This is a genomic window from Mesorhizobium sp. M0815 (genome assembly GCF_040319995.1).
GTDB lineage: Bacteria > Pseudomonadota > Alphaproteobacteria > Rhizobiales > Rhizobiaceae > Mesorhizobium.
The window spans coordinates 32456-51922 of sequence record NZ_JAMYOU010000034.1 but is presented as its reverse complement, the minus strand read 5'-3'; the positions used below and the strand labels follow the sequence as shown (position 1 = coordinate 51922).

Below are 19467 nucleotides of genomic sequence, written 5' to 3'. Positions count from 1 at the left end.
GACAATGCTCCCGCCAACACAGCCCTTCTCAATCGCCTCGCCAGAAACATCCTTCAGGCCGCCGATGCTGCCAAAGTTCCCATCAGCCATCGCATCAAGAAATGCGCCTGGAACGACGACTATCTCATCAATGCCATCACTCATATGCGATAGCCCTGCCCCACAAGGGGGGAGATTGGATGTCACTTCGGCTTTCGCTAATCACCAGAAGGCCTATTGCCGAATGCTTGTCTCCTCACTCTGCCTTTTCGGTCTTCGCAAAACCCGCACGCGCCGCGATGCGCACATACCAATCCTGGATATCGGCAAACTCCGCCAGCAGTTTTCGCCCCTCGGCGACCTTGACGAAATAGCCGATGATCGGTGCGGCGTGCAGGTCGGCCAGCGTCAGTTCCGTCCCCAACAGCCAAGGCCCTTCGGCTTTCAGCGAAGACAGCGCCTGCAATGCCGTTCTCGCCTGCCTCAACCCGTTGGCGATCACGGCTTCGTCGGGCGGCGTTTTTTCCAGCCGCTCGACGGCGACATCCCAGACCATGGCCCTGTAGGCGTAGGCGTCGAGCAGGCCGGTGATCTGGTTCATGCGTGATCGAGGCCGGGCTTCGACCGGTTGCAGCGCCGGGCCGTCAAAGGCTTCGTCGACATAACGGGCAATCGCGCCGGTCTCGTAGAGGCGAAAGCCGTCATGCTCGAAGGCTGGGATGCGGCCGAACGGCTGGTGCTCGAAGTACCAGCCGGGAATGCCGTCCGCCGCAAAGATGTCGACGGGCACCAGCTCGTAGCCGACGCCCTTTTCCTCGAGCACCAGCCGCACGATGCGCACATAGACGCTGTAGTCCGCGCCGTAGACGACGGGCTTGTCCATGTCGGAGGAGCTCAGGCCATCGCCTTCTGCAAATTCTCGTCGATCTTGTCGAGGAAGCCGGTGGTCGAAAGCCATGGCTGGTCGGGACCGATCAGCAGCGACAGGTCCTTGGTCATGAAGCCGGACTCGACCGTCTGGATGCAGACCCGTTCCAGCGTCTCGGCAAAACGCTTCAGTTCGGCATTGTCGTCGAGCTTGGCGCGGTGGGCGAGGCCGCGCGTCCAGGCAAAGATCGAGGCGATCGAATTGGTCGAGGTCTCCTCGCCCTTCTGGTGCTGGCGATAGTGGCGGGTGACGGTGCCGTGCGCGGCCTCCGCCTCGACGGTCTTACCGTCCGGCGTCATCAGCACCGAGGTCATCAGGCCGAGCGAGCCGAAGCCTTGCGCCACCGTGTCCGACTGCACGTCGCCATCATAATTCTTGCAAGCCCAGACATAGCCGCCCGACCATTTCAGGCTGGAGGCCACCATGTCGTCGATCAGCCGGTGCTCGTACCAGAGTTTCTTGGCCTTGAACTCGGCTTCGAACTCCGCCTCGTAGACCTCCTGGAAGATATCCTTGAAGCGGCCGTCATAGGCCTTGAGGATGGTGTTCTTGGTCGACAGGTAGACGGGGTAATTGCGCAGCAGGCCGTAATTCAGCGAGGCGCGGGCGAATTCGCGGATCGACTCGTCGAGATTGTACATGGCCATGGCGACACCGGCGCCGGGTGCGTCGAAGACGTCGTGCTCGATCACCTGGCCGTCCTCGCCGACGAACTTGATCGTCAGCTTGCCCTTACCGGGAAAGCGGAAGTCGGTGGCGCGGTACTGGTCCCCGAAGGCGTGGCGGCCGACGATGATCGGCTTGGTCCAGCCGGGCACCAGCCGCGGCACGTTCTTCATAATGATCGGCTCGCGAAAGATGGTGCCGCCGAGGATGTTGCGGATGGTGCCGTTCGGCGACTTCCACATCTTCTTCAGCTTGAATTCCTCGACGCGCTGCTCGTCGGGCGTGATCGTCGCGCATTTCACGCCGACGCCGTATTTCTTGATGGCATTGGCCGAATCGATGGTCACCTGGTCGTTGGTGGCGTCGCGGTGCTCGATACCGAGATCGTAATATTCGAGCTTGAGGTCGAGATAAGGGTGGATCAGCTTGTCCTTGATGAACTGCCAGATGATGCGGGTCATCTCGTCGCCGTCGAGTTCGACGACCGGGTTCGCCACCTTGATCTTCGCCATGGAAAGAATGCCTCGCTTTTGGGGAACGGAACGGCCTTGCCCGCACGGCTGCCGGCCCTGGGATGCGGCCCGTATATCAAAGGCTTTTTGGCCGCGCAAACGGCGAACCGCGCCGTAGTGCCGGCATTCTTTGCGAAAGCTTCATTTTCGCCGCCAAATGTGGCAGGGGACTGCGAAATGCCGCAAACAGCAGTTCATTGACAACCATGACCGCCACCCAGGATCCCGACAACCCTCTTGCCTCCGGAACGCCTGCGTCCGGACCGGCGATCATCCTGGTCGAGCCACAGCTCGGCGAGAACATCGGCATGGTTGCACGCGCCATGGCCAATTTCGGCCTTGCCGAACTGCGCCTCGTCAATCCGCGTGACGGCTGGCCGAGCGAGAAGGCGCGTGCCGCGGCAAGCCGCGCCGACCATGTCATCGATGCCGTCGAGGTGTTCGACGACCTGGGCTCGGCAGTCGCCGACTTGAACTTCGTCTTCGCCACCACGGCGCGCGCGCGCGACAATTTCAAACCGGTGCGCGGCCCGGTCGAGGCGGGCAGGGCGCTGCGCGCGCGGCAGCGGGCCGGCCAGCGCACCGGCATCCTGTTCGGGCGCGAGCGCTTCGGCCTCTATAATGACGAGGTCGGCCTTGCCGACGAGATCATCACCTTCCCCGTCGATCCAGCCTTCTCCTCGCTCAACATCGCCCAGGCGGCCCTGCTGATGTCCTATGAATGGATGAAGTCCGGCCTGGAAGACGAGACCAGGACCAACTTCTCCGGTCCCGAAATGCCGCCAGCTGCCAAGGAAGAATTGCACGCCCTGTTTGCGTATCTGGAAGGTGCACTGGAGGCGCGCGGCTATTTCCGCCCGGCACCGAAGAAGCCGAAGATGGTCGACAATTTGCGCGCAGTGCTGACCCGCCCCGGTTTTGCCGAGCCGGAGCTCAAGGTGCTACGCGGTATTATATCATCGCTGGACAGGTTCTCGCCGGCCATGCCGCGCGGCGACGGATCGCCCGGCGACGATCCAAGGCGACTCCCGGCGGCCGCGGCACGCGCCGGCAAGGCGAAGGACAAAGACTAGCCTTCGAGTTGCCCATATCTCACCAGTAACCGAATGTTATTTGATGTGATCCATTGTCTGGAAAACGATGGATCCTCGGATGTTTAGCTCGGATATCGGTCGTCCTCGCTTTTTCTTCTATTCGGCGGCCTTGCTGGTTGCGGAAATCGTGACCTTTGTGCTGTGCGTCGTGCTGACCATCGGCATCGAGGGTTTAGCCAATTCGAAGCCCGGACCTTCCAGGGAAGGGCTGGCCGCGGCCGTTCTCGTCGCCTCGCTGGTGATTGTTCTGTTCCGCGCGAATTTCGCCTGGCGTCGAAGCCGCGATGCACAAGGGTCCGGTTGGATCCTTTGGTCGTATATCATGTTCTCGACCCTGTTTGCGATTCTGCAGGCCGGCACTGTTCTTGTCGTAAAGTTCGACGGCGACGAGTCGCATTCCGGCCTTAACCTGCTGGGATTAGCTCTCGTCGGGCTGTGGGCGGTCATCTTGGCGGCCAAGCCGGCGGGCGGTAGCTCTTCGGATATGGCGTCATCCCTGAGTTTCGACGATTTCGACCCGCCCGGGCCGCTGCGCGGCGCCGCGGCGCCCCATTCAGAGTCGGCCGCCGGCGTGACGGCCCTGGCTCCGGCCTATGCCATGCGGGCCGCACCGGTGCCGTCGAACCACCTTGCATCTCAACCTGCATCTCTGGCAACCGGCCGGCCGCGAGCCGGCGGCTTCGGCAAGCGGGGCCTTGTGTGACCGTCTCGCCGCATCAAGGCCATGATGGTTCCAGATAGAAGCGGCCGGGATAAAGCATCATTGGCCGAAGCAAAAAGCATGGGCCGAACCTTCTCTCGTGATCTCGTTTGTGATTCCCAGCCCTTAGTGACTCAATGATAATGACCAGTCCATCGAGCGCCCGTCCGATCCTGATGTTCGATTCCGGCATTGGCGGCCTCACTGTGCTGCGTGAGGCGCGCGTCCTGATGCCTGACCGCCGCTTCATCTATGTCGCCGACGACGCGGCGTTCCCCTTCGGCGCCTGGGAGGAACCGGCGCTGAGAACACACATCCTGGAGTTGTTCGCCAGGCTGCTCGAACGGTTTTCGCCGGCCATTTCGGTCATCGCCTGCAATACCGCCTCGACGCTGGTCATCGATGCGTTGCGCGAGAGGTTTCCCGGCCACCCTTTCGTCGGCACCGTGCCGGCCATCAAGCCGGCGGCGGAACGCACGCGCTCAGGCCTAGTTTCGGTGCTGGCTACGCCCGGCACGGTCAAGCGCCAGTACACGCGCGACCTGATCAGCAAATGGGCGCAGAAATGCCATGTCCGCCTGGTCGGCAGCGACAGGCTGGCGGGATTGGCCGAAGCCTATATGCGCGATGGTTTTGTCGACGAGGACGCCGTGCGCGCCGAGATCGCGCCGTGCTTCGTCGAGCATGACGGGTTACGCACCGACATCGTCGTGCTTGCCTGCACCCATTATCCGTTTTTGGCCAACCGCATGCGCAAGACAGCACCTTGGCCGGTCGACTGGCTCGACCCGGCCGAGGCGATCGCACGCCGCGCGCTGTCGCTGCTCGCCGATACCGAGGCCCGTTATCGCAGAGAGGTACTGCCGGAAGGCGCCGATTTTGCCGTCTTCACCTCGAACGAGGCCGATTTTCCGACGCGCCGGCTCATGCAGGGATTTGGCCTGGCGGTATCCTGACCCAGGCACTTTGGTGCTCCGGGAACATCAGCCCAGGGCGATGCGTTCTTTTCTCATTGAGGAACAGGAGAAACGATCATGCCAGCCACCTCGAAAGCCCAGCAGAAAGCCGCCGGTGCTGCACTGTCCGCCAAGCGTGGCGAGACCAAGAAGAGCGAGCTCAAAGGCGCGTCGAAGGGAATGTATAAATCCATGAGCGAAAAACAGCTCGAGGAATTCGCCGAGACCAAGCGCAAGGGCCTGCCGGAAAAGAAATCGAAACACTGATCGACTGACCATTCTGGCGGCGGATGCCGGTCGATAAAAAGCCCGCGGCTGAGCCGCGGGCCCTGAAGTCTCAACGGGCGAGGGCGAAAATTACCAGTTCCATCCCCAACCGCAGCGCCGCACTTTGTAGCGGATGACCTTGCGATGACCGTGCCGCCACACCACCTTCTTCTTGACCACGATGCGGCAGACCTGGTGATGCCTGTGGCCGTGCCAATGCCGGGCCTGCGCCGGCTCGGGCGCGACCGCCATCGTGCCGGCCATCACCGCGGCTCCTACCAACGTAAGGAAGAACTTCTTCATGCGAATTCCAGCTCCTCTGACTTCAGTCCCTTCCTGATGCCACTGGCGCAACCTCCCGCCACATCCGGCACGTTCTACAACCGCAACACTATCCGGTTCGGCGATTCGCGCCAGCCGGAAGCTTGACAGCGGTTAAATCTCCGTTTAACCAGCCCACCAACACCGGGCCGCAATGCCCGGTGGTTTTCTTTATGTGTGCAAGACGTTTGGAAGCCGGTTTTAATTTCCTGATGTCCTGTTTGAAATGACGTGTCCCGTGGGTTTTCCGTCGCGTTGCGTGGAAAACCCTGTCAGGTCTCGAAAACGGGGGCCAGAGGAGGGCGCGTTTCCTTCACCCGGACCATGAGGTTCCGGGTGTGTTGTTTTGAAAGGGAATGCGATGAGCAAGCGCGAATCCGCGAAGTACAAGATCGACCGCCGTCTTGGCGAAAACATCTGGGGCCGCCCGAAGTCCCCGGTCAACAAGCGTGAATACGGCCCCGGCCAGCATGGCCAGCGCCGCAAGGGCAAGCTTTCCGATTTCGGCCTGCAGCTGCGCGCCAAGCAGAAGCTGAAGGGCCACTATGGCGACGTTTCGGAAAAGCAGTTCCGCAAGGTCTATGAAGAGGCGGACCGCCGCAAGGGCGACACCTCGGAGAACCTGATCGGCCTGCTCGAATCGCGCCTCGACGCAGTCGTCTACCGCGCCAAGTTCGTACCGACCATCTTTGCGGCGCGCCAGTTCGTCAATCACGGCCACGTCAACGTCAACGGCAAGCGCGTCAACATCGGCTCGTACCGCTGCAAGCCGGGCGACGTCATCGAAGTGCGCGAGAAGTCGAAGCAGCTGGTCATCGTGCTGGAATCGGTGGGCCTGGCCGAGCGCGACGTGCCCGATTACATCGAGGCCGACCACAACAAGATGACCGCCGCCTTCACGCGCATCCCCGGCCTGGCCGACGTTCCGTTTGCCGTGCAGATGCAACCGAATCTGGTCGTCGAATTCTATTCGCGCTGATCGGCGCGTTCGTACGCGATACAAGCGAAGGCCGCCCTATCGGGGCGGCCTTACTTTTTCGTTCCTTTTTCGCGGCGTGATTCCGAAATCGATTTCGATTTTCGGTTCGATGCGCTACTGCGGGCGGCAACAGGACTTTAGGGCCGACGCGCCGTGAACATGCAGCCAGACGCCGAAACGCTCGAACCGGTCGCCGACGCCGAAGGCGGCTTTCATCCGCTGTTTGCCGATGTGCCGTCCTCCGTCGAGTTCAACAAGCTGCGCAAGCGGCTGCTGCGGCTTGCCCGCCAGGCGATCGACGATTTCTCAATGGTGAGGCCCGGCGACCGCTGGCTGGTCGCTCTGTCGGGCGGCAAGGATTCCTACGGCCTGCTTGCCGTGCTGCTCGATCTCAAATGGCGCGGGCTGCTGCCGATCGAGCTGTTGGCCTGCAATCTCGACCAGGGCCAGCCGAACTTTCCCAAGCACATATTGCCCGACTATCTCGACAGCCATGCCATTCCGCATCGCATCGAATATCAGGACACCTATTCTGTGGTCATCGACAAGCTGGCCGAGGGCAGCACCTATTGCTCGCTGTGTTCGCGGCTGCGGCGCGGCCATCTCTATCGCATTGCCCGCGAGGAGGGCTGCTCGGCGCTGGTGCTCGGCCATCACCGCGAAGACATTCTGGAAACCTTCTTCATGAACCTGTTCCATGGCGGACGCCTCGCCGCCATGCCGCCGAAGCTGCTCAACGACGAAGGCGACGTCATGGTGCTGCGGCCGCTCGCCTATTGTGCGGAAGCCGATCTCGAGAAATTCGCCGGCGCCATGAAATTCCCGATAATTCCGTGCGATCTGTGCGGTAGCCAGGAAGGCCTGCAGCGCAACGCCATGAAAGCGATGCTCGACGACATCGAGAAGCGCATGCCCGGCCGCAAGGACACCATGATCCGTGCCATGGCCAATGTGCGGCGCTCGCATCTGCTCGACAGGACGCTGTTCGATTTCGCCGCCCTCAACGATGCTCTTAACGCAAAGCAAGACGGTCCCCATGACATTTGACGACAGCGCGATCGACTGGCTTGCCGACCTTCTGTCGGACGCTGCCGTCGCCGAGATCATGCCGCGCTTTCGCCGGTTGAGTGAGGGCGACGTGCGTCGCAAGACCTCGGCCGCCGATCTTGTGACCGAGGCCGACGTGAATGCCGAGCGGCTCATCACCGCCAGGCTGCTTCAGCGTTATCCCAAGGCGATGATCGTCGGCGAGGAGGCCTGCTCCGACGACCCGACGCTGCTCGACGGTCTCGGCGATGCCGAACTCGCCTTCGTCGTCGACCCGGTCGACGGCACCTTCAACTTCGCCTCCGGCGTGCCGCTGTTCGGCGTCATGCTTGGCGTCGTGGTCAAGGGCGAGACGGTCGCCGGCATCATCCACGATCCCGTCGGCAAGGACTGGCTGGTCGGCGTCAGCGGCGCCGGCAGTCATATTCGGCACGCGCATGGCAATATCGAAAAAGTCCATGTCGCCAAACCGGCGCCGATATCGGAAATGACTGGAGCGGTCTCGTGGCACTATCTACCCGAGCCGGACCGCTCACGCCTGGCGCGCAATCAGACCAAGTCGCTGTCGCAGTTCAACTATCGCTGCGCAGCCCACGAATACCGCCTGCTGGCCAGCGGCCACGGCCATTTCGTCGTCTATAACAAGCTGATGCCGTGGGACCATCTGGCCGGCGTACTGATCCATGCCGAGGCCGGCGGTTATGCCGCGCGCTTCGACGGCAGCGCCTATCTGCCGTCACATGTCGGAGGTGGCCTGCTGGTCGCGCCGGACAGGGAAAGCTGGCGGGAGCTGCGCCGCGAGCTTTGGGCGGAATAGTTTTATCCGCCAGCGCGTAAAACTAGACCGGCGGGTTTTGCGGCTGGAACAGCCTGCCGCGCTCGGCGATGAGAATCATCAGCAGCGCCGCCACCGACACGCTGCAGAACCCGGCGGCCAGCGGCGTTACCGTACCGTTGAAGGCCTGGCCGATCAGCGTGCCGAGGATGCCGCCAAGAAATGTCTGCATGAACCCGAGAATCGACGAGGCGGTGCCGGCCAGGTGACCGAGCGGCTCCATGGCGAGCGCGTTGAAGTTCGCGCCGAGCGCGCCGAACGGTACCATGGCGCAGGCAAAGAAAGTAATGAAGAGCCAGAGCGGCATCTTCATTTCGATGGAAACGACCAGCCAGGCAAGGCTGATGGCCAGAAACAGCAGCAGCGCGCTTTGCGACAGACGGCGCATGCCGATGCGGCCGACGAGGCGCGAGTTGAGGTAGTTCGAAAAAGCAAGCACGCCGGCAACCCCCGCGAAGATGACCGGGAACATCTCGCCGACATCGAACACGCTGACATAGATCTGCTGGGCCGAGGCGATGAAGCCGAACATGGCGCCAAAGATGAAGGTGCTGGCGAAGGCGTAGCAGAGCGCGATGCGGTTGGTGAGAACGATGCGGAAGCCGCCGATGATGGAGGACAGCGTCAGCGGCCGGCGATATTCTGGATGTAGTGTCTCGGGCAGGCGCAACAGCGACCAGGCGGACACGATCAGCGCGCCGGCCGCCATGGTGACGAAGATCACGTGCCAGGTCGCAAACAGCATGATGAATTGGCCGATACCGGGTGCCACCACCGGAATTGCCATGAACACCATGAAGATCAAGGACATGACTTCGGCCATGCGCCTTCCGTCGAACGTGTCGCGCACGATCGAGACGGCAATGACGCGCGTCGCCGCCGCGCCGATGCCTTGCACGGCCCGGCATAGCAGAAGCGTGGCGAATGACGGGGCGACTGCAGCAGCGCCCGCCGCCGCAACATAGATCACCAGCCCGGCAACCAGCGGAGCGCGGCGCCCGAAGCGGTCCGAGACGGGCCCGAAGAACAGTTGCCCACCGCCGAAGCCCAGTATGTAGGCGGTGATCACATATTGCCGGTGGTTTTCATTTTCGACGCCGAGCGAGGCGCCGATCTGCTGCAGCGCCGGCAACATGATGTCGATGGCCAGCGAATTGAGCGCCATCAGCGCCGCGCATAGCGCGATGAATTCCCAGCGCGGAATAGGCAAGGTGCTTGCCTTTTGCTGCGCTTGTGCTTGCTGATCCACGGCCAGTCCGATCTTCAAACGAAAATGCGCCGGCGTGCCGACGCATCCATTCGTTCATTGCCCCGATAGCGGGCACAACTTTTTGCCAAGGTGCCCCGGCGCTAAGCGCATGACCCCGACAATCGCAGTCGATCTTCGGAGAGCCATACGCAAAACAGAAGTCAGGCGGCGCCTTTGACGCTGACGCCCTTTTCGACGAGGAAGGTCTGCAATTCGCCCGCCTGGAACATCTCGCGGATGATGTCGCAGCCGCCGACGAATTCGCCCTTGACGTAGAGCTGCGGGATGGTCGGCCAGTTGGAATAGTCCTTGATGCCTTGCCGTAGCTCGGCCGACGTCAGCACGTCGACACCCTTATAGTCGGCGCCGATATAGTCGAGGATCTGCACGACCTGACCGGAAAATCCGCATTGCGGGAAGCCGGGCGTGCCTTTCATGAAGAGAACAACGTCGTTGCCCTTCACTTCATTGTCGATGTAGTCGTTGATGCCGCTCATGGAATACCCTTTCATGCCTGTGGGAGTCAGGCTCGAACATTACCCTTCAAATAAACCCATGGGTTGCGCGAAACAAGATGTTTGCCGCCTTGCCATGCAAATGGCGCAAAGGAACGTCTGATCTTGTGCCAAGCCGTTGGCCACCATCTTTCCCGAGGCGCGATGAAAAGACGATATCTCGCCGGGTTCCTCCTCGCCGTTCTGCTCGCCGCACTGGCCTTGATTTGGTGGGCCAGGTCGCCGAGACAGCCACCCCTCGTCGTCGGCGGTGAATTGCCGGCGCCGTGCCGCGACGTGAGCTTCGAGGCGGCCGCCTACGTCGTCTGCGAAATCGACCTGCGCCGCTATGACATCGGTGTGTTCCACGTAGGCCTCGACGGCAAGGCCTTCGGTTCCCTGGACAAATTCGACAAGGCGATGGCGGATCAGGACCGGCCGGTGCTGCTCGCCATGAACGCCGGCATGTATCACCAAGATCTGACCCCAGTCGGCCTTCTCGTCGAAGACGGCCGGGAGAAGGCGCCGCTCAACGTCGCCGACAGCGAAGGCAATTTCTTCCTGAAACCGAATGGCGTATTCGTGGTCCGCAAGGACGGCAAGGCGGCGGTCATGGAGACAAGTGCCTATGCCGCGGCCAGGCCGGACGTGATGGTCGCCACGCAATCCGGCCCGATGCTGGTGATCGACGGCCGGCTTTATCCCCGTTTCGAGCAGGACGGCACATCGCGCTATATCCGCAACGGCGTCGGCGTGCTTGACGAAAACACCGTCGTGCTGGCGATCTCGCGCTCTCAAGTCAGCCTCGGCAGCTTCGCACGGCTGTTTCGAGATGCGCTCAATTGCCCCAATGCGCTTTTCTTCGACGGGGTCGTTTCGGCGCTGTCGAATGGCGAGCGGATGATTGTTGGTGGAAACTATCCGGCCGGGCCGATCATTGCCGTTTCGGCGAAAAGGTGAGGGAAATTTATTTGTGCGCACGCACGCCTATGAATGCAGGCGCCAAACTCAGTTCGGCAAAATGCCTGGGGTCGACCATTTCCATCTCAGGCGCGGGAAGCGGCTCGACGAAGCGGTCGAGCGTCCAGCCCGTATCGGCAAGGCCGTTGAGGATATCGCCGAGCGGTCTGCGATAGGATTCAACATAGGGATTGGGCTCGCCAAAACCTCCCCAATGCATGCCCCAGCGATTCGTTTCAAAATAGGTTTTCGTCCCGCGCGTGCGCGTGTCCTGCCAGTCGCGCATTGGATGGCCCATAGAGAACACCAGCCAGCCGCCCGGGCAGGAGACGCGATGAAACTCAGCGAATACCGGCTCCAGTTTTTCGACATAGTCGAGCGCCAGCGAGCAAAGTATGCGGTCGAAACTGCCATCCGCGAGCCAGTCGAGGGCCCTTTCGACATTGCCAAGCCGGATATCGACATCGAGCCCAGCGCAGCGCTGACGTGCCAAAGCCAGCATTTCCGGCGTAATGTCGAAGGCACTTACCCGCGCACCTGAGCGAGCCAGCTTTTCCGAGCAGATACCGGAGCCGCAGCCGGCGTCCAGTATGTTCAGACCCGTCACGTCGCCCAGCAACTCCAGCGAGGCCGGCCGTTCGTAGAGGGCATTGTGCGGCTTGATCGGCGCCAGCGCATCATAGCGCTCGGCAAAGGAAGCATAGGCACTGACTGCAACCGGATCGCTGTCGCCTTTGGCCATGACTTCCCGCTTGCGTAGAATTAGTCCGGCACGCTGGTCTGCAGGGCAAGCGCGTGCAGCACGCCGCCCATGTTGCCCTTCAGCGCGTCATAGACCATCTGGTGCTGCTGGACGCGGCTTTTGCCGCGAAAGCTTTCGGCCACCACCTCCGCCGCATAATGGTCGCCATCGCCGGCCAGGTCGCGAATCGTCACCTTGGCGTCCGGAATGCCTTCCTTGATCAGCCGTTCGATGTCGTGGGCGTCCATTGCCATGCGAGGATTCCTTGTTCAGGTCGTGAACTCATAGATATGGTCGAAACGGCGGATGAACCACAGTGAAACGGCTCCACTCGATCACATCACGGGTCCACGACCTCATTTGCCATGAAGCGAGGGAACCAGGATTCGTGGGCAGCGGTCAATTCACTGACCGGTATCGCACGTGCCTCGCCCAGCTTCAGTTCGCTGCCGCCGGTCGAGCCGATCCACGGTGCAAAAATGCCGAGCTTGCTTTGCTGTTCGCGAATGGCATCCCACGCCTCGCTCTGCGGGTCGATCGACAGCGTCAGCAGATAGCGGCCCTGATCCTCGCCGAACCAGACCGGGATCGGATCGGTGCCGATCAGGCCGGGGATGGTCGCGCCGATGCCGGAGGCCATCGCCATCTCGGCCAACGCCACCGCGATGCCGCCATCGGAAACGTCATGCGCCGCGGTAACGACGCCCGACGCAATCAGCGCCCGCACATGGTCACCGACGCGCTTTTCGTGATCGAGATCGACGGGCGGCGGCGGGCCGTCGGCACGGCCATGGATGTCGCGCATATAGACCGATTGGCCAAGATGCGTGCCCCACATGGTCGGTGCGCCGACCAGCACGATCATCTGGCCTTCGGCGGCAAAGCCGATCCGCACCATTTTCGACCAATCGGCAATCAGCCCGACGCCGCCGATGGTTGGTGTCGGCAGTATGCCTTGGCCGTTGGTCTCATTGTAGAGCGAGACGTTGCCGGAGACGATCGGGAAGCCCAGCGCCCTGCAGGCATCGCCAATACCTTTCACCGCGCCGACCAACTGACCCATGATCTCCGGCCGTTCCGGATTGCCGAAATTAAGGTTGTCGGTGGCCGCGAGCGGCAAGGCACCGGTGGCGGTAAGATTGCGCCAGCATTCGGCCACCGCCTGCTTGCCTCCCTCGTAGGGGTCGGCCTCGCAATAGCGCGGCGTCACGTCGGAGGAGAAGGCGAGCGCCTTGGTCGGATGACCGTCGATCCGCACGACGCCGGCATCGCCGCCGGGAAGCTGCAACGAATTGCCTTGGATCAGCGTGTCGTACTGCTCCCACACCCAGCGGCGCGAGGACAGGTCCGGCCCGCCAAGCAGCTTCAGCAAAGCCTCGGCCACATCGGTTTGCGGTGCATCGCCGGCGCCCAATGGCGCCGGCTTCTTCGGCTCGACCCAGGGACGGTCATATTCCGGCGCCTGGTCGCCGAGATCCTTGATCGGCAGGTTGGCGACCTCGTCGCCCTGGTGCAGCACGCGGAAGCGCAGATCGTCGGTGGTCTTGCCGACGATGGCAAAGTCGAGGCCCCATTTGTGGAAGATCGCCTCGGCCTGTTTTTCCTTTTCGGGGCGCAGCACCATCAGCATGCGCTCCTGGCTCTCCGAAAGCATCATCTCATAAGCGCTCATGCGCTCTTCACGCACCGGCACCTTGTCGAGATCGAGCTCAATGCCGAGGTCGCCCTTGGCGCCCATTTCGACCGCCGAGCAGGTGAGACCAGCGGCACCCATGTCCTGGATGGCAATAACGGCGCCGGACGCCATCAGTTCGAGGCAGGCTTCGAGCAGGCATTTTTCGGTGAAGGGATCGCCAACCTGGACCGTGGGCCGCTTCTCGTCGATCTTGTCGTCGAATTCGGCCGAGGCCATGGTGGCGCCGCCGACGCCGTCGCGACCGGTCTTGGCGCCGAGATAGACGACCGGCAGGCCGACGCCCTTGGCCTCGGACAAAAAGATTGCGTCCGTCTTCGCGAGGCCCGCGGCAAACGCATTGACCAGGATATTGCCATTGTAGCGGGCGTCGAAATTGACCTCGCCGCCGACCGTCGGCACGCCGAAGGAATTGCCATAGCCACCGACGCCGGAAACGACGCCGGCAACGAGGTGCCTGGTTTTGGGATGATCCGGCGCACCGAAGCGCAGCGCGTTCATCGCCGCGATCGGCCGCGCGCCCATGGTGAAGACATCGCGCAGGATGCCGCCGACGCCGGTCGCCGCTCCCTGATAAGGCTCGATATAGGAGGGATGGTTATGGCTCTCCATCTTGAAGACGACGCAGTCGCCGTCGCCGATGTCGACCACGCCGGCATTCTCGCCCGGGCCCTGGATGACTTGCGGCCCGGTGGTCGGCAGCGTACGAAGCCATTTTTTCGAGGATTTGTAGGAACAATGCTCGTTCCACATCGCGGAAAAAATACCGAGTTCGGTAAAGCTCGGCTCGCGCCCGACCAGGTCGAGGATGCGTTGGTACTCGTCGGGCTTCAGCCCGTGCGCGGCAATGAGTTCCGGAGTGATCGGCACGGAATTGGAAATGGTCATGATCGGCAATTTGTGTCCTTGGGATCGAGTCCCGTCTTATCGCAAGCTTTGCAGCCGATACACCCCGTCGGATGACTAAAACGACGGAAAGCAACAGCTTGCCGCAAGTAGCGGAAGATCGCCACTCGACCCGCCGGTTTCAAGCCGGTTCAGGAAAAGCTGTCGTAGCCGGCGCGGCCTTCGTCCAGAAGCCGCCGGATCACAGCGACGCCGTGCGCAATATCGTCCCGCTGTCGCGGCTGCGAGATGCCAAACCGCACGCCGTGAAAGGCCTGTTCGGAACGCCCCGCCTTGAACTCGTCCTCGTCGTCGATGAGCACGCCATGTTCGAGGCAAGCCTGTTTGAAAGTGCCGGAAAGCCATGGGTCCGGCAAAGTGAGCCAGACGAACGGCACATTATCCAGCGCCTTGAAGTCGAAGCCGTCGAGTGTCTCGCGCACGATCGCGATGCGCGCACCGATCTCGGCAATGCTGCGCTTGCGCATCTCGGCGGCCTGACCGGACAACACCAGCCGGCTGCCCACCTCCGCCAGCAGAAAGGGCAGGCCGCCCGTCATCATCTTATGGGCAACCCGGATGCGGTGACGATAGGCCGGCGGGCAAGCGAGCCAACCGCCGCGAACACCCGCCGCGACCGATTTCGACAGGCCGCCGGCAACGATGGTCCGTTCGGGAGCATATTCGGCCAGTAAAGGCGTCGGGTCGTCGGTCAGTCCGCCATAGAGATCGTCCTCGATCAAGACGACGTTATATTGACGGGCGACATGCGCGATTGCCTCGCGGCGCGATGCCGACAGCGTTGTCAGCGTCGGGTTCTTGGCCGTCGGCATCAAAAACATCATCTTCGGGTGCTTTTGTGCGCAGACGCGCTCGAAATCCTGGGGATCGATGCCCTCGTCGTCAGCCGCCACCAGTGCGGTCCGGCGACCGATCAGGCCGGCGCTGCGGGAGATCTGCGAATAGGTGAGGTGCTCGAAGACGACATAGTCGCCGGGGGCGGTGAGCCCCGCAATTGTTGCCATCACCGCGGCGTGGGTGCCGAGCGTGGGGACAATGGCATCCGCCGCCGGGCGATAGGAATTGCGCGACAGCCAGCGCCTGCCGGCCTCGAACCAGCGGTCCGGGAAATCACGCGTGTAGCTTGAAATCTCATGCGGATGGTCTTGCGCCGTGCGTGTCAACACATCGGCGACGATGGCACCCTGGCCGACATCCGGTGCGGCGGTGCTATCGAAGCGCATCTTGTCGCCGGGCGCATCCATATAGCGCGTGCCTTGTTCGACCGGCTCCAGGAAATCCGGCTTTGCGCTTTCCGACTGCTGAGCGAGAACATAGGTTCCGCGGCCCACCTCGCCGCTGACCAATCCCCGCTCGCGCAGCAATTGATAGGCCCTGCCGACCGTGCCGACGGTCGTGCCGATGTCGTATGCCAGATCGCGCTGCGGCGGCAGCTTTGCCCCTGCACCGATCAGGCCGCGGTCGATGTCCGTCTCGATGGAATCGGCAAGCCGCTGATAGAGCGGGCCGGTACCCGCGGTAAGATCTGGCAGCCAAGTTGTCATGGTGACAATTTTTTACATTGCACCAGGATGTGAGTCAATACATATCAGATCGGCGGCGAGAAGGGTACAATCCGAAGTTTTGGCAGAAAAAAAATGGCTACAATAGAGACAATCCGCTCCGTTAGGGCTGAATTGCAGATGCAGGTGGCGCCTCCGTTAGGCCGGCCAACCTATGTTAGTCGGCTGGTGCGTACGCTCGGATCCTTCGCGAGATGGATTGGCAGGCTAATGGATCGTCGGCGCAGCCGGCTGGTCCTGCTCGAGATGACCGACGACCAGCTCAAGGACATAGGCATTACGCGTTGTGATGCCCATCGTGAGGGCCTCAGGCCGTTCTGGGACTGAGGGTTGAGGCACCGCACTTTAGCGGACGCCCGCCGCCCTGAGCCTCGATACGCCGTGGTCCACAAGCACGGCCACGATACACAGAACCAGAAAATGCCCGGTGATGGCCAGAGCCGAGACGGCGACGCTGGCCGCCCCGTGTTTGGAGACGTCGAGGAATGGATAGGGTACTTCGCCGACGATCGGCGCCCGCAGCAGCGCGTAGGCCAGATAGGCGATCGGATAGATCATCCACCACGAGATGTCACGCCATCGCGTCGAGCCGTCGGCGCCCGCCACAAGCCACCACAGCACGAACACCACCGGCGTCACATAGTGCAGGAGCACGTCGCAGAGCAGGAACAGCCCTTGCGGCTGCCAAAGCTGCGCCAGGACCGTGGCATAGATAATGAGGACCAGGCTTATGGCGACGGCTACGCCCGCCCGTATCCGTGGCCCGGCAAGGCCGGAAACCAGGCATAACCCGTCGACGACAGCAACGAGGCATGGACGAGCACCGCGCCGATGTTGGTCAGGATGGTGAAGAAGCTGAAATAGAAGACCAGCGAGCCGACAAAGCCGCGGCCGGCTTCCATTGATGCCGGGACGGTGATGCAGAGCTGCAGGACGAGCCCGGCCAGGCCGACGACCAGACCGGTGATCTGCAGCAAGCGACCCATTGGGCTAGGCAGCAGCGCCACAGGCCGGATTGCCCGCCTGCCAGCGGGCAATGTCCGAGCCGATGCGGCCGCCGAGCGGTTCCGCCATCAATGGGCCGAACACGTCGACGCGGCTCGAATTGCCTTGCGCCTGCACGACCAGCAACGGCTTTCCGCCATAATGTTTGGCCGGCACCAGCAGGAAGCGCGGCGTGCCGCTGAACGAATTCAGCTCGTTGGCCATCTGATAGGACTTGAAGGCAGGGTCCTTGCTGGCGATCCAGCATTTGTGGGCAGCTATTGCCACCTGCTCCATGGCAAGCAGTGACGCGCTCTTGCCCGCCGGCGCCGGCGTGCTCTTCGGGCTTGACTGGCATGAGGCGAGTACAAGCCCGGCGGCAGTAGCGACGGCGAGGCGGGCGAGTGTCAATCGCATGGTCAAGCGGCGCCCATCTCGAGTTCGGACAGAAAGATCTTCAGACCGTCTGTCATCTCACCCCAGACGCGCGACAGCGCCGGATGCTGCAAGGCGATTTGCTCATAGGCATCGAATTTCGGATAGGCGTCAAGCAGGTCGGGGCGGCCGATCGTCGCCCTGAAATTGTTGAAGACGAAGCGGGTCGGCGTCAGCCACGCATCGGCGAAGGAGATGTCGTCGCCGAGCGCGAACGGGCCATGCGCCATGCGGGCCTCGATTGCCGCAAGCCCGTGATGCAATCGGGCGAACTGTGCCTTGATCTCCGCCTCGTTGCGCTGCGGCACGAAATAGAGCTCGAACAGCTTCATCGTTGGGGCGAGCACGTCAAGGTCGGTGATGCGGGCGAACATGCGCACCAACGCCCGGTCTTTCGAATCCTTGGGCAGCAGCGCTGGCTCGGGAAAGCGCTCCTCCAGATATTCGGCAATGACCACGGATTCGACGATCGTTTCGCCCGAGCCGGTGATCAGCACTGGAATCCGGTTGAGCGGGGAGATGGCACGGAATGCCTCGGGAATGGGAAACCCAGGCGGCGGTGCAATGACCTTGAGCGGCACGTTCTTGATGTAGGCCAGCGCCCGCACGATCGACGAATAGGGCGACAGCGGTCGCGAATAGAGTTTCATGACCGTCGCTCCAGGAGGAAGATTGAATGCATCAAGCGGCGATGCCCAGCGCGCTTTCGAACAGCGCCCGGCCGTCGCTGCCGCCATGCGCCGCTTCAATCAGGTTCTCGGGATGCGGCATCAGGCCGAGCACATTGCCACGGCCGTTGACGATGCCGGCAATGTCGTTGATCGAGCCGTTGGGATTGGTGCCTTCGGCGTAGCGGAACACCACCTGGCCTTCGCCTTCGAGGCGGGCCAGCGTTTCGGCATCGGCAAAATAATTGCCGTCATGATGCGCCACCGGCGCGCGGATGACCTGGCCCGGCTGATAGCGGCTGGTGAACATCGAGTTGGCATTGGCGATCTGCAGCTTGACTTGCCGGCAGACGAATTTCAGCGAGGTGTTGCGCATCAATGCACCCGGCAACAGGCCGGCCTCGACCAGGATCTGGAAGCCGTTGCAGACGCCGATGACCGTGACGCCCTTGGCCGCCTTTTCGGCCACAGCCCGCATTACCGGCATGCGCGCGGCAATAGCGCCGCAGCGCAGATAATCGCCAAAGGAAAAGCCGCCGGGAATGGCGATCAGGTCGACGTCGGGAATTTCAGTGTCGGTCTGCCAGACGGTGACCGGCGGCGTGCCGGAAATCTTGGTCAGCGCCGCGATCATGTCACGGTCGCGATTAAGGCCGGGGAGCAGGACGACGGCTGATTTCATGAGAATTCATGCTCGTTGAGTTGGAACAGATATCGCGGCAAAACATGGCTGGTCAGCCAGACGCCATTTTCGGAAAGAAAAAATAAGGCGCCGTTTTTGGCCATGTTTTCCGAGTCGATCCGCAGGATAACACTTCTCCCCTTGCGGCGCTGTGCGACGATCACAGCTGTTTCAATGTCTTTTGACAAATGAACGTGCTGCCGAGACTGGCTGATCAAGCCTTCTCGTAAGATGCTGGGGAGAAACTCTTCCTTGGTGCCGTGATATAAGACTGTTGGAGGAATTGATGGCGACAGGCCGAGATCAATCTCGACACTGTGGCCTTGAACCGCACGGACACGATCACCGTCGATTGCAAAGCGCTTTTTCGGGTTCTCGTCGATGATCCGAACAACCTCGGCGGCGGATGTGCCGAACTTCGCCTGAATCGCCGCGCAAAGTTTGTTGAAATCAGTCCAACCGTTCTCATCCAAAGTCAGCCCCGCTTCATTGGGAGCATGGCGTAAAACAAGACTCATGAACTTCGATATCTGGATGTCTTTCGACAAGCTCAGCCGATCTCCACCGCGTAATTCTCAATCACCGTATTCGCCAGAAGCTTGTCGCACATAGCTTTCAGATCGGCCTCGGCCTTGGCCTTGTCGCCCTCGGCAAGCTCGATATCGAAAACCTTGCCTTGCCGCACCTGGCCGACGCCGCCGAAACCCATTCCGGAAAGCGCATGCTCGATTGCCTTGCCTTGTGGGTCGAGCACGCCGTTCTTGAGGGTTACGGTAATGCGGGCCTTGATCACGCTGGACATGCTCCT

Annotated in this window: 23 protein-coding genes and 1 pseudogene; 9 read left to right on the top strand and 15 right to left on the bottom strand. The window is 61.8% G+C overall.

The genetic code is table 11. The features are described from left to right. Window positions 1-235: 235 nt before the first annotated feature. Together NKI01_RS26805 and NKI01_RS26800 are read right to left on the bottom strand one after the other, a co-directional pair. Entirely contained in the window at window positions 236-862 is a 627-nt protein-coding gene (locus tag NKI01_RS26805) for a glutathione S-transferase family protein (RefSeq protein ID WP_023717369.1), read from the bottom strand. Window positions 863-873: 11 nt separating this feature from the next. Next, complete coding sequence (locus tag NKI01_RS26800; protein WP_023717370.1) at window positions 874-2085, bottom strand: NADP-dependent isocitrate dehydrogenase; 1212 nt, start codon at window positions 2083-2085, stop codon at window positions 874-876. A 206-nt stretch (window positions 2086-2291) separates the two neighbouring features. Here NKI01_RS26800 and NKI01_RS26795 point away from each other — a divergent pair, with 206 nt between their 5' ends. From NKI01_RS26795 to NKI01_RS26780, 4 genes are all read left to right on the top strand, one after another. Then, window positions 2292-3158 carry an RNA methyltransferase gene (locus NKI01_RS26795; RefSeq protein ID WP_352790724.1) on the top strand — a complete coding sequence of 289 codons (867 nt, stop codon included), beginning with the start codon at window positions 2292-2294 and terminating at the stop codon, window positions 3156-3158. A 79-nt stretch (window positions 3159-3237) separates the two neighbouring features. Beyond that, complete coding sequence (locus NKI01_RS26790; protein WP_352965232.1) at window positions 3238-3882, top strand: DUF805 domain-containing protein; 645 nt, start codon at window positions 3238-3240, stop codon at window positions 3880-3882. A 140-nt stretch (window positions 3883-4022) separates the two neighbouring features. Further along, on the top strand, window positions 4023-4835 hold the full coding sequence (gene murI / locus NKI01_RS26785; protein ID WP_352495799.1) for a glutamate racemase: 813 nt from the start codon (window positions 4023-4025) through the stop codon (window positions 4833-4835). Between the two features lie 78 nt (window positions 4836-4913). After that, on the top strand, window positions 4914-5102 hold the full coding sequence (locus NKI01_RS26780) for a DUF3008 family protein (protein WP_023717374.1): 189 nt from the start codon (window positions 4914-4916) through the stop codon (window positions 5100-5102). Window positions 5103-5192: 90 nt separating this feature from the next. Here NKI01_RS26780 and NKI01_RS26775 read toward each other — a convergent pair whose 3' ends face one another. Beyond that, a complete protein-coding gene (locus NKI01_RS26775; protein WP_023674706.1) occupies window positions 5193-5405 on the bottom strand; it encodes a hypothetical protein in 213 nt (70 codons plus the stop codon). Window positions 5406-5784: 379 nt separating this feature from the next. On the opposite strand from NKI01_RS26775, the gene rpsD reads away from it, so the two are divergent. From rpsD to NKI01_RS26760, 3 genes are all read left to right on the top strand, one after another. Beyond that, a complete protein-coding gene (gene rpsD, locus NKI01_RS26770; protein WP_352965231.1) occupies window positions 5785-6402 on the top strand; it encodes a 30S ribosomal protein S4 in 618 nt (205 codons plus the stop codon). Between the two features lie 153 nt (window positions 6403-6555). Next, window positions 6556-7449: a tRNA 2-thiocytidine(32) synthetase TtcA gene (gene ttcA / locus NKI01_RS26765; RefSeq protein WP_352641108.1), complete on the top strand. Its 894-nt coding sequence runs from the start codon at window positions 6556-6558 to the stop codon at window positions 7447-7449. Then, window positions 7439-8266 carry an inositol monophosphatase family protein gene (locus NKI01_RS26760; protein ID WP_352965229.1) on the top strand — a complete coding sequence of 276 codons (828 nt, stop codon included), beginning with the start codon at window positions 7439-7441 and terminating at the stop codon, window positions 8264-8266. The genes ttcA and NKI01_RS26760 overlap by 11 nt, the downstream gene beginning before the upstream one ends. 22 nt (window positions 8267-8288) lie before the next feature. Here NKI01_RS26760 and NKI01_RS26755 read toward each other — a convergent pair whose 3' ends face one another. After that, window positions 8289-9488 carry a multidrug effflux MFS transporter gene (locus NKI01_RS26755; RefSeq protein WP_031193515.1) on the bottom strand — a complete coding sequence of 400 codons (1200 nt, stop codon included), beginning with the start codon at window positions 9486-9488 and terminating at the stop codon, window positions 8289-8291. Between the two features lie 206 nt (window positions 9489-9694). Then, window positions 9695-10030 (bottom strand): Grx4 family monothiol glutaredoxin, encoded by a 336-nt coding sequence (grxD, locus tag NKI01_RS26750; RefSeq protein WP_023674712.1) that lies wholly within the window; start codon window positions 10028-10030, stop codon window positions 9695-9697. A gap of 162 nt (window positions 10031-10192) precedes the next feature. Here grxD and NKI01_RS26745 point away from each other — a divergent pair, with 162 nt between their 5' ends. Further along, window positions 10193-10987 (top strand): phosphodiester glycosidase family protein, encoded by a 795-nt coding sequence (locus NKI01_RS26745; protein ID WP_352965227.1) that lies wholly within the window; start codon window positions 10193-10195, stop codon window positions 10985-10987. A gap of 7 nt (window positions 10988-10994) precedes the next feature. Here the strand turns inward: NKI01_RS26745 and NKI01_RS26740 are convergent, their stop codons facing one another. The 4 genes from NKI01_RS26740 to NKI01_RS26725 form a co-directional block, all read right to left on the bottom strand. Then, window positions 10995-11729, bottom strand: coding sequence for a class I SAM-dependent methyltransferase (locus NKI01_RS26740; RefSeq protein WP_352965225.1), 735 nt, complete (start codon window positions 11727-11729; stop codon window positions 10995-10997). Window positions 11730-11749: 20 nt separating this feature from the next. Continuing rightward, window positions 11750-11983, bottom strand: a complete 234-nt coding sequence (locus NKI01_RS26735) for a BolA/IbaG family iron-sulfur metabolism protein (protein ID WP_023674714.1) — start codon at window positions 11981-11983, stop codon at window positions 11750-11752. An 86-nt stretch (window positions 11984-12069) separates the two neighbouring features. Beyond that, window positions 12070-14310: a phosphoribosylformylglycinamidine synthase subunit PurL gene (gene purL, locus NKI01_RS26730; protein ID WP_023717381.1), complete on the bottom strand. Its 2241-nt coding sequence runs from the start codon at window positions 14308-14310 to the stop codon at window positions 12070-12072. Between the two features lie 149 nt (window positions 14311-14459). Next, a complete protein-coding gene (locus tag NKI01_RS26725) occupies window positions 14460-15872 on the bottom strand; it encodes an aminotransferase-like domain-containing protein (RefSeq protein ID WP_023717382.1) in 1413 nt (470 codons plus the stop codon). A gap of 93 nt (window positions 15873-15965) precedes the next feature. Here NKI01_RS26725 and NKI01_RS26720 point away from each other — a divergent pair, with 93 nt between their 5' ends. Next, window positions 15966-16217 (top strand): DUF1127 domain-containing protein, encoded by a 252-nt coding sequence (locus tag NKI01_RS26720; RefSeq protein ID WP_352587713.1) that lies wholly within the window; start codon window positions 15966-15968, stop codon window positions 16215-16217. 18 nt (window positions 16218-16235) lie between these two features. Here the strand turns inward: NKI01_RS26720 and NKI01_RS26715 are convergent. The 6 genes and pseudogenes from NKI01_RS26715 to purS form a co-directional block, all read right to left on the bottom strand. Then, window positions 16236-16876: pseudogene (locus NKI01_RS26715) on the bottom strand (Pr6Pr family membrane protein). Window positions 16877-16880: 4 nt separating this feature from the next. Beyond that, window positions 16881-17291 carry a hypothetical protein gene (locus NKI01_RS26710; RefSeq protein ID WP_023717385.1) on the bottom strand — a complete coding sequence of 137 codons (411 nt, stop codon included), beginning with the start codon at window positions 17289-17291 and terminating at the stop codon, window positions 16881-16883. Between the two features lie 2 nt (window positions 17292-17293). After that, window positions 17294-17959, bottom strand: coding sequence for a glutathione S-transferase family protein (locus NKI01_RS26705; RefSeq protein ID WP_352477367.1), 666 nt, complete (start codon window positions 17957-17959; stop codon window positions 17294-17296). 31 nt (window positions 17960-17990) lie between these two features. Next, entirely contained in the window at window positions 17991-18659 is a 669-nt protein-coding gene (gene purQ / locus NKI01_RS26700; protein WP_352817470.1) for a phosphoribosylformylglycinamidine synthase subunit PurQ, read from the bottom strand. Beyond that, window positions 18656-19213, bottom strand: coding sequence for an RNA 2'-phosphotransferase (locus NKI01_RS26695; RefSeq protein ID WP_352909353.1), 558 nt, complete (start codon window positions 19211-19213; stop codon window positions 18656-18658). Before NKI01_RS26695 ends, purQ begins: the two co-directional genes overlap by 4 nt. Further along, on the bottom strand, window positions 19210-19452 hold the full coding sequence (gene purS / locus NKI01_RS26690; protein ID WP_023717389.1) for a phosphoribosylformylglycinamidine synthase subunit PurS: 243 nt from the start codon (window positions 19450-19452) through the stop codon (window positions 19210-19212). Before purS ends, NKI01_RS26695 begins: the two co-directional genes overlap by 4 nt. Window positions 19453-19467: the final 15 nt, after the last annotated feature.